This is a genomic window from Streptomyces sp. NPDC034670 (assembly GCF_055574875.1).
In genome coordinates this window covers 90,181-96,493 of sequence record NZ_JBVITR010000022.1, presented here as the reverse complement: position 1 = coordinate 96,493, position 6,313 = coordinate 90,181, and the positions used below count along the sequence as shown (strand labels likewise).

Annotated in this window: 6 protein-coding genes and 1 pseudogene; 4 read left to right on the top strand and 3 right to left on the bottom strand. The window is 75.0% G+C overall.

Annotation, left to right across the window (positions count from 1 at the left end):
- The 3 genes and pseudogenes from ACZ56B_RS17185 to ACZ56B_RS17175 all read left to right on the top strand — a co-directional run.
- Positions 1-95: pseudogene (locus ACZ56B_RS17185) on the top strand (ABC transporter ATP-binding protein); the annotation flags it as partial.
- Complete coding sequence (locus tag ACZ56B_RS17180) at positions 82-972, top strand: ABC transporter permease (protein ID WP_468790620.1); 891 nt, start codon at positions 82-84, stop codon at positions 970-972. The pseudogene ACZ56B_RS17185 and the gene ACZ56B_RS17180, both read left to right, overlap by 14 nt.
- Positions 973-980: 8 nt before the next feature.
- On the top strand, positions 981-1,736 hold the full coding sequence (locus ACZ56B_RS17175) for a sirohydrochlorin chelatase (RefSeq protein WP_468790618.1): 756 nt from the start codon (positions 981-983) through the stop codon (positions 1,734-1,736).
- Positions 1,737-2,108: 372 nt separating this feature from the next.
- On the opposite strand, the gene ACZ56B_RS17170 is transcribed toward ACZ56B_RS17175, so the two are convergent.
- From ACZ56B_RS17170 to erm, 3 genes are all read right to left on the bottom strand, one after another.
- Positions 2,109-2,726 (bottom strand): mycothiol-dependent nitroreductase Rv2466c family protein, encoded by a 618-nt coding sequence (locus ACZ56B_RS17170; RefSeq protein ID WP_468790616.1) that lies wholly within the window; start codon positions 2,724-2,726, stop codon positions 2,109-2,111.
- Between the two features lie 189 nt (positions 2,727-2,915).
- Positions 2,916-4,112 (bottom strand): macrolide-inactivating glycosyltransferase, encoded by a 1,197-nt coding sequence (mgt, locus tag ACZ56B_RS17165; RefSeq protein WP_468790614.1) that lies wholly within the window; start codon positions 4,110-4,112, stop codon positions 2,916-2,918.
- A gap of 47 nt (positions 4,113-4,159) precedes the next feature.
- Positions 4,160-4,939, bottom strand: coding sequence for an ErmE/ErmH/ErmO/ErmR family 23S rRNA (adenine(2058)-N(6))-methyltransferase (gene erm / locus ACZ56B_RS17160; protein ID WP_468790612.1), 780 nt, complete (start codon positions 4,937-4,939; stop codon positions 4,160-4,162).
- Positions 4,940-5,429: 490 nt separating this feature from the next.
- Here erm and ACZ56B_RS17155 point away from each other — a divergent pair, with 490 nt between their 5' ends.
- Positions 5,430-6,293: a phosphotransferase enzyme family protein gene (locus ACZ56B_RS17155; RefSeq protein WP_468790610.1), complete on the top strand. Its 864-nt coding sequence runs from the start codon at positions 5,430-5,432 to the stop codon at positions 6,291-6,293.
- Positions 6,294-6,313 lie beyond the last annotated feature (20 nt).

Genomic DNA, 6,313 nt, shown 5'->3' with positions numbered 1-6,313 from the left:
ACCCGCGCCGCATCGAGGACAGAGCCGTGGCGGAGCTGTCCGCCGAGATCACCGAACAGCTCCGAGGAGAGATCCGCCGTCATGGCCAGCACTGACACGACCGAGAAGGACGGGGGCGACCTCGCCGGGCTGGAGGCGGGACTCGACGCCCTGGAGACGGTGCAGACCGGCCGCAGGCCGTTGCGGCAGACCCTGGTGGAGAAGGTCCTCCCGCCGGTCGTCGCCGTCGCCCTGGTGCTGGGCGTGTGGCAGGCGCTGGTCTCCTTCCGGATCGTCGACGACCCGACCAAGCTGCCCCCGCCGTCGGCGGTGTGGGACGTCGTCCGCCAGGCCTGGCTCCAGGGCGAGCTGCTCGGCTACATCTGGACCAGCGTCTCGCGCGGCCTGCTCGGCTTCTTCCTCGCGCTGCTGATCGGCACCCCGCTCGGGCTGCTGGTGGCGCGGGTGAGGTTCGTGCGCGCGGCGATCGGCCCGATCCTGTCCGGCCTGCAGTCCCTGCCCTCGGTGGCGTGGGTGCCGCCGGCCGTGATCTGGCTGGGCCTGAACAACCAGATGATGTACGCGGTGATCCTGCTCGGCGCGGTCCCCTCGATCGCCAACGGCCTGGTCTCCGGCGTCGACCAGGTGCCCCCGCTGTTCCTGCGGGCCGGCCGCACGCTCGGCGCGACGGGGCTGAAGGGCACCTGGCACGTCGTCCTGCCGGCCGCGCTGCCCGGCTACGTGGCGGGCCTGAAGCAGGGCTGGGCGTTCTCCTGGCGCTCGCTGATGGCCGCGGAGATCATCGCGTCCTTCCCGGACCTCGGCGTGGGCCTGGGCCAGCTGCTGGAGAACGGCCGCAACGCCAGCGACATGGCCATGGTCTTCGAGGCCATCCTGCTGATCCTGACCGTCGGCATCGCCATCGACCTGCTGATCTTCAGTCCGCTGGAGCGGTGGGTGCTGCGCAGCCGCGGTCTGCTGGTGAAGGGCTGAGGCACACCATGCACCGTCCGCTCCGCTCCGTCCGCCCCGTTCTGGTCGTGGTCGCCCACGGCAGCCGCGACCCGCGGCACGCCGCGACCGTGCACGCCCTGGTGCGGCGGGTGCGGTCGCTGCGGCCGGGCCTGCGCGTGGAGACCGCCTTCCTGGACTTCAACGTGCCCTCGGTGCCGGCGGTGCTGGGGTCCCTGGACGCGGAGGGCGTCCGCGACGTGATCGCCCTCCCCCTGCTGCTGACCCGCGCCTTCCACGCCAAGGCGGACATCCCCGCGGTCCTGGCCCAGGCGCCGCCGCGGCTGCGCGTCCGCCAGGCCGAGGTGCTGGGCCCGTCCCCGCTCCTCCTCGCGGCCCTGGAGCGCCGGCTGTACGAGGCGGGCCTGACGCCCGCCGACAAGCCCTCGACCGGGGTCGTGCTGGCCTCGGCGGGGTCCACCGACCCGGAGGCGATCGCAGTGATCGCAGAAGTCGCGCGGGAGTGGCGGCGCACCGGTTGGTGTGCCGTGCGGCCTGCGTTCGCCTCCGCCTCCCTCCCCCGCACCGAGCGGGCCGTGCGCGAGCTGCACGCCCTCGGCTGCGCCCGCGTCGCCGTCGCCCCGTACGTCCTGGCTCCCGGCTTCCTGCCGGACCGCATCGCCCGGGGCGCGGCGGAGGCGGACGTCCTGGCGGACGTCCTGGGCCCGGCGCCGGAGGTGGCGCGGGTGCTGCTGGAGCGGTACGACGAGGCACGGACGCCGGCGCTCGCGGCGCTCGGGGCCTGATCCGCCGGACGGCCTCGCCGGAGCGCTCGGGACACGGCGGCCGGCCGCACGCTCCCCGCCCTCCGGCCGGGACAAGCGCTCCCCACCGACGAGGCGGGGGCACCGGCCTTCGGGCCGGTGCCCCCGCCGTTCGGGTCAACCGGAGGACCCGTCAGCGCCAGTCGGGCGGAATGTGACCCATCTGCTCGAGCACGTCCCACTGCGCCGGGCGGGCCGCGGGAACCGTCCACGGGGCGCCGACGGCCACCCAGTGGCCACGACGGGTGCGGATCGTACGCAGCCCCTCCCCCTCACCGGGTACTGCCGGAGTCCTGCGACGGGAGCGGGTGCCGGGGCCGGCGCGGGTGGGGCCCGCTCCGCCGGGCCCGGTCCTCAGGCGAAGGACAGGCCGCCCGTCCGGGTCCGCTTCAGCTCGAAGACGTCGGGGTCGGCGGCCAGGACCCGGAAGCTGTCGAAGAGTTCCGCCGCCCGCTCCCCGCGCGGGACGGCCCGCAGCACGGGACCGAACCACACCGTCCCGTCGACGTGGAGGGTGGGCGTCCCCACACAGGCGCCCGAGTCCGGTTCGGCGCCCGCCTCGTGGCTGCGGCGCACGGCGTCGTCGTACGCCGGGTCGTGCGCGGCGGCGGCCAGGTCGCCGGGCAGGCCGAGTTCGGCGAGGGACTCGGCGACCACCGCGTCGAAGTCCTGGATGCCGCGCTCATGGACGCGGGTGCCGAGGGCGGTGTACAGGTCGCGCAGCACCTTCTCGCCGTGCCGCTCGGCGGCGGCCACCGCCACCCGGACCGGGCCGATCGACCGGTCGACCAGGTCCCGGTACCAGTCGGGCAGGTCGTTGCCGAGGTTGTGCAGGAAGAGGCTCATCACGCGGAAGCGGAGGTCGAGGGGGCGTTCCCGTTCGACCTCCAGCAGCCAGCGGGAGGTGATCCACGCGAAGGGGCAGGCGGGGTCGAAGAAGCAGTCGACGCGGGTGGGTGCTCCGTGGGTCATGCCCCGACCGTATGCGCCGCGGGGGGACGGGGTCCCGGTCCACTTCGCCGCCCCGTCCCTGGTCCAGTCCCGGCGGTGCGCCGGTCAGTCCGCGGTTGACGCGGACGACGAGGGCGGGCGGGTGCCGGTCCGGTGAGGCGCGGTGAAGGGCCCGGCGGAACACCGCCGGGCCCTTCGCACCGGTTCCCTTCACCGCCCGGGCAGCTCCGCCTCGATCAGGTCGGCGGCCCTGCGGGTGCCGCCCTCCTCGGCCATGCCGGCCCGGACGTCCTTCAGCCTGCGGGCGACCTCCGGGTCGTCGACGAGGGCGAGGGCCGCGCTCCGCAGGGTCTCGGCACTCGCCTCGGCGGTGGGGACGTGCCGGGCGACGCCGAGCGCCTGGAGCATGTCGGCGTTGCCGAACTGGTCCACGGCCTGCGGCACGGCGATCATCGGCGTGGCGGTGGCCAGCCCCTCCTGGCTCCCGCCGGCCCCGGCGTGGGTGACGAACAGGTCGGCCTGCTTCAGGACCGCGAGCTGCGGCACCCAGGAGCGCACCTCGACGTTGGCCGGGACGTCGCCCAGTTCGGCCGGATCGACGTGGCGGCCGATCTGGAGCACCAGGTGCCAGCCGGGCAGGTCGCCGAACGCCCGGACGCACTCCCGGTAGAAGGCGGGCTGCTTGGTGAAGGACGAGCCGAGCGACACCAGCACGACCTTCTCGGCGCCGGCGGGCCGCCGCCACTCCCCCTCGGCCGTGCGGTCGCCCTGGCAGGCACCGACGAAGGAGTGCACGCGCTCGTCGACCCGGTCGGCGTTCGGCTGCAGCGCCTTGGGGATGAGGACGATCGAGCGGGCGGGGCGGCCCGTGAACGAGTCGGGGTGCTCGGTGATGCCGTTCTCCTCCAGCCAGGCGTGGAAGCGGGCGTAGTAGGCACGGCCCCGCTCGGTCTTCTTCGGCTCCTCCCACATCGGCTCGGCGACCTCCTGCTCGTACCCGTCCCAGGCGACGAGGTTCGGTGAGAGGGAGACCGCCGGCACGCCCCAGCGGTGGGCGAGCACGCGCGCCGGGTAGGAGGCGATGTCGTGCAGGACGAGGTCCGGGACGTCCCCCTCGTACGCCTCGACGAGCTGCGGGAGCGCCTGGACGGCGTCGTCGAGGAACGGCTCCACGTTGTCCAGCAGCGTGGTGCCCCAGGCCTCCGGATCGGCGTCGGGACCCGGCAGCGTGCTGTTCCACGGCTTGGGTTCGGCGCCCGTCTCGGCGACCTTCTCCGCGAAGAGCGGCGGGATCGCGTACGTCACCCGGTGCCCCCGCGCGACGAGCTCGCGGATCACCTCCAGGCTGGGGTTCACGTGGCCGTGCGCGGCGATGGAGAACATGGCGATGTGCGCGGGAGTGGTCATGCGCCGACCATAGACGAGACGAGACGTCTCGTGCAACTGGGAAGCGGTCACCGGGCCAGCACCTCGTGCAGCCGCAGCCACCCCTCCGGCGCCACCCGGCCCACCAGGACGTCCGGGTCCAGCCGTGCCGCCCGGAACGCGGCGTCCACCCGCCGCCGGGGACACGCCCGGCGCAGGGAGGCGTGCAGCGAGCCCCCGACCCCGGAGAAACCCAGGTCGACCAGGTGGTGCCAGCCGCTCGACGCGGCGGCGTCGAGCAGCGGGACACGGCGGCGCTCGATGCGCAGGACACCGGCGTCGACCCGCGGCACGGGCCGGAAGGAGCGCCGGTCGACCCGGGCGAGCAGCCGCCACTCGTAACGGGGCCAGGTCAGCACCGTCAGACGGGTCCAGCCGCCGTAGTCACCGGTGCGCTTGCGGGCGTACTCGAGCTGGGTGAGGAGGGTGGCGTCGGTGAGGCGGGGTGCGCGCAGGCACCAGTCGACGACGGCCGCGGTGCGGGAGAACGGCACGTTCCCGGCGACGGCGAACGGCGTGCGCGGCGGACGCGCGGCGAGGAAGTCGGCGCCGACGACGCGGACGTGGGGCGTGCCGGAGAAACGGTCGCGCAGCGCGGGCACGAGCCGCGGGTCGATCTCGTAGGCGTGCAGTTCCCGGCAGAGGGGGGCGAGGGTGTCGGTCAGCGCGCCCTTGCCCGCGCCGACTTCGAGCAGCAGGGGGGCGGGCCCGCCGTGCGGGACGGCGAGGCGGGCGAAACGGCGGGCGGCGGCGCGGTCGGCCAGGAAGTTCTGCGAGAGCGCGCGGGAGGTGGAGGTGGGGCGGGCCATGGCCTGCGGTCCTTGTCTTCCGTGAAGGGAAAAGGGCGGACGACGGCCCTGACCGGAAGACAGGAGAAGAAAGAGGAAAGGCAGGTGTGCGAGCGGCCGCTGCTCGGATCAGCGGGCGCGGTTCCCCGGACCGGTCAGGGCTCCGGGGCCGCGACGCATCCGGACGGACTGCGTGCAGCCCCGGCCGAGGCCGGAGTTGAAGATCGCGTTGAAAGCTCCCACGGCGAGGACGCTAGAGGCCTCCGTGCCGTCACGCAACGGGTTTTCCCGGCGGGGCGCCCGGTGTTTTCCGGATGGGCCCCGCACTCCGCACACCGCGCACCCTGCCCCACCTGTGCCAATGGGACACTGACCGGTGGACGGCCGGATCCGCGCGGTGTCCGCGCGCGAGGGGTCGCGAGGCCGGCCGCGCGCGGGACGGCCGGAAGGGCCGGACAGAGCCAGACGCGGACTGGCGCGGACGGATACGAACGGACACGGAGGCGGACGGATGGACGAGGCACGGGCGCGGGACGTACTGGCCGCTGCGGGCGTGCTGCCCGGTGCGGCACGGGACGCGCGGCTGCTCGCGCTCGGCGAGAACGCCGTGTTCACCGCCGGTGACCTGGTCGTCAAGGTGGGCCGGGACGCCGGGCTGCTGGAGGGGGCCCGCCGGGGACTGGCCGTCGCGGAGTGGCTGGCCGAGGCGGGGGTGCCGGCGGTCCGGGCGGCCGGACCGGAGGCACTGCTGGTCGAGGGCCACCCGGTGACCGTGTGGCACCGGCTGCCCGCACCGGTACGGCCCGCCGAGCCGCGGGACCTGGCCGCACTGCTGCGGCTCGTCCACGCGCTGCCCCCTCCCCCCTTCGCGCTGCCGCCCCGTGACCTGCTGGACGGCGTGGAACGCTGGCTGCGACTGGCGGGCGAGGCGATCGACCCCGCGGACGCGGCGTACCTGCGCGAGCGGCGCGACGGTTTCGCGTCGGCCGCCGCGGCGCTGACGCCCCACCTGCCGCCGGGCCCGATCCACGGGGACGCGCTGCCCCGGAACGTGCACGTCGGAGCGGACGGGCCGGTCCTGGTGGACCTGGAGACCTTCTCGGTCGACCTGCGCGAGCACGACCTGGTCGTCATGGCCCTCTCCCACGACCGCTACGGACTGCCGCAGGAGGCGTACGCGTCCTTCACCGGGACCTACGGCTGGGACGTGCGCGCCTGGGAGGGCTGTGCGGTGCTGCGCGGCGCGCGGGAGACCGCCAGCTGCGCCTGGGTCGCCCAGCACGCGCCGGGCAACCCCAAGGCGCTGGCCGAGTTCGAACGCCGGGTGGCGTCCCTGCGGGACGGGGACCCGACGGTGCGCTGGCACCCGTTCTGAGAGGGCTCCGGCGGGAGACG

Bases quoted from the DNA above. Each gene is read 5' to 3' on its own strand.
- erm (WP_468790612.1), bottom strand. From the start codon at position 4,939: ATGGCCCGCCCCACCTCCACCTCCCGCGCGCTCTCGCAGAACTTCCTG.
- ACZ56B_RS17175 (WP_468790618.1), top strand. From the start codon at position 981: ATGCACCGTCCGCTCCGCTCCGTCCGCCCCGTTCTGGTCGTGGTCGCC.
- ACZ56B_RS17180 (WP_468790620.1), top strand. From the start codon at position 82: ATGGCCAGCACTGACACGACCGAGAAGGACGGGGGCGACCTCGCCGGG.
- ACZ56B_RS17170 (WP_468790616.1), bottom strand. From the start codon at position 2,726: ATGACCCACGGAGCACCCACCCGCGTCGACTGCTTCTTCGACCCCGCC.
- ACZ56B_RS17155 (WP_468790610.1), top strand. From the start codon at position 5,430: ATGGACGAGGCACGGGCGCGGGACGTACTGGCCGCTGCGGGCGTGCTG.
- mgt (WP_468790614.1), bottom strand. From the start codon at position 4,112: ATGACCACTCCCGCGCACATCGCCATGTTCTCCATCGCCGCGCACGGC.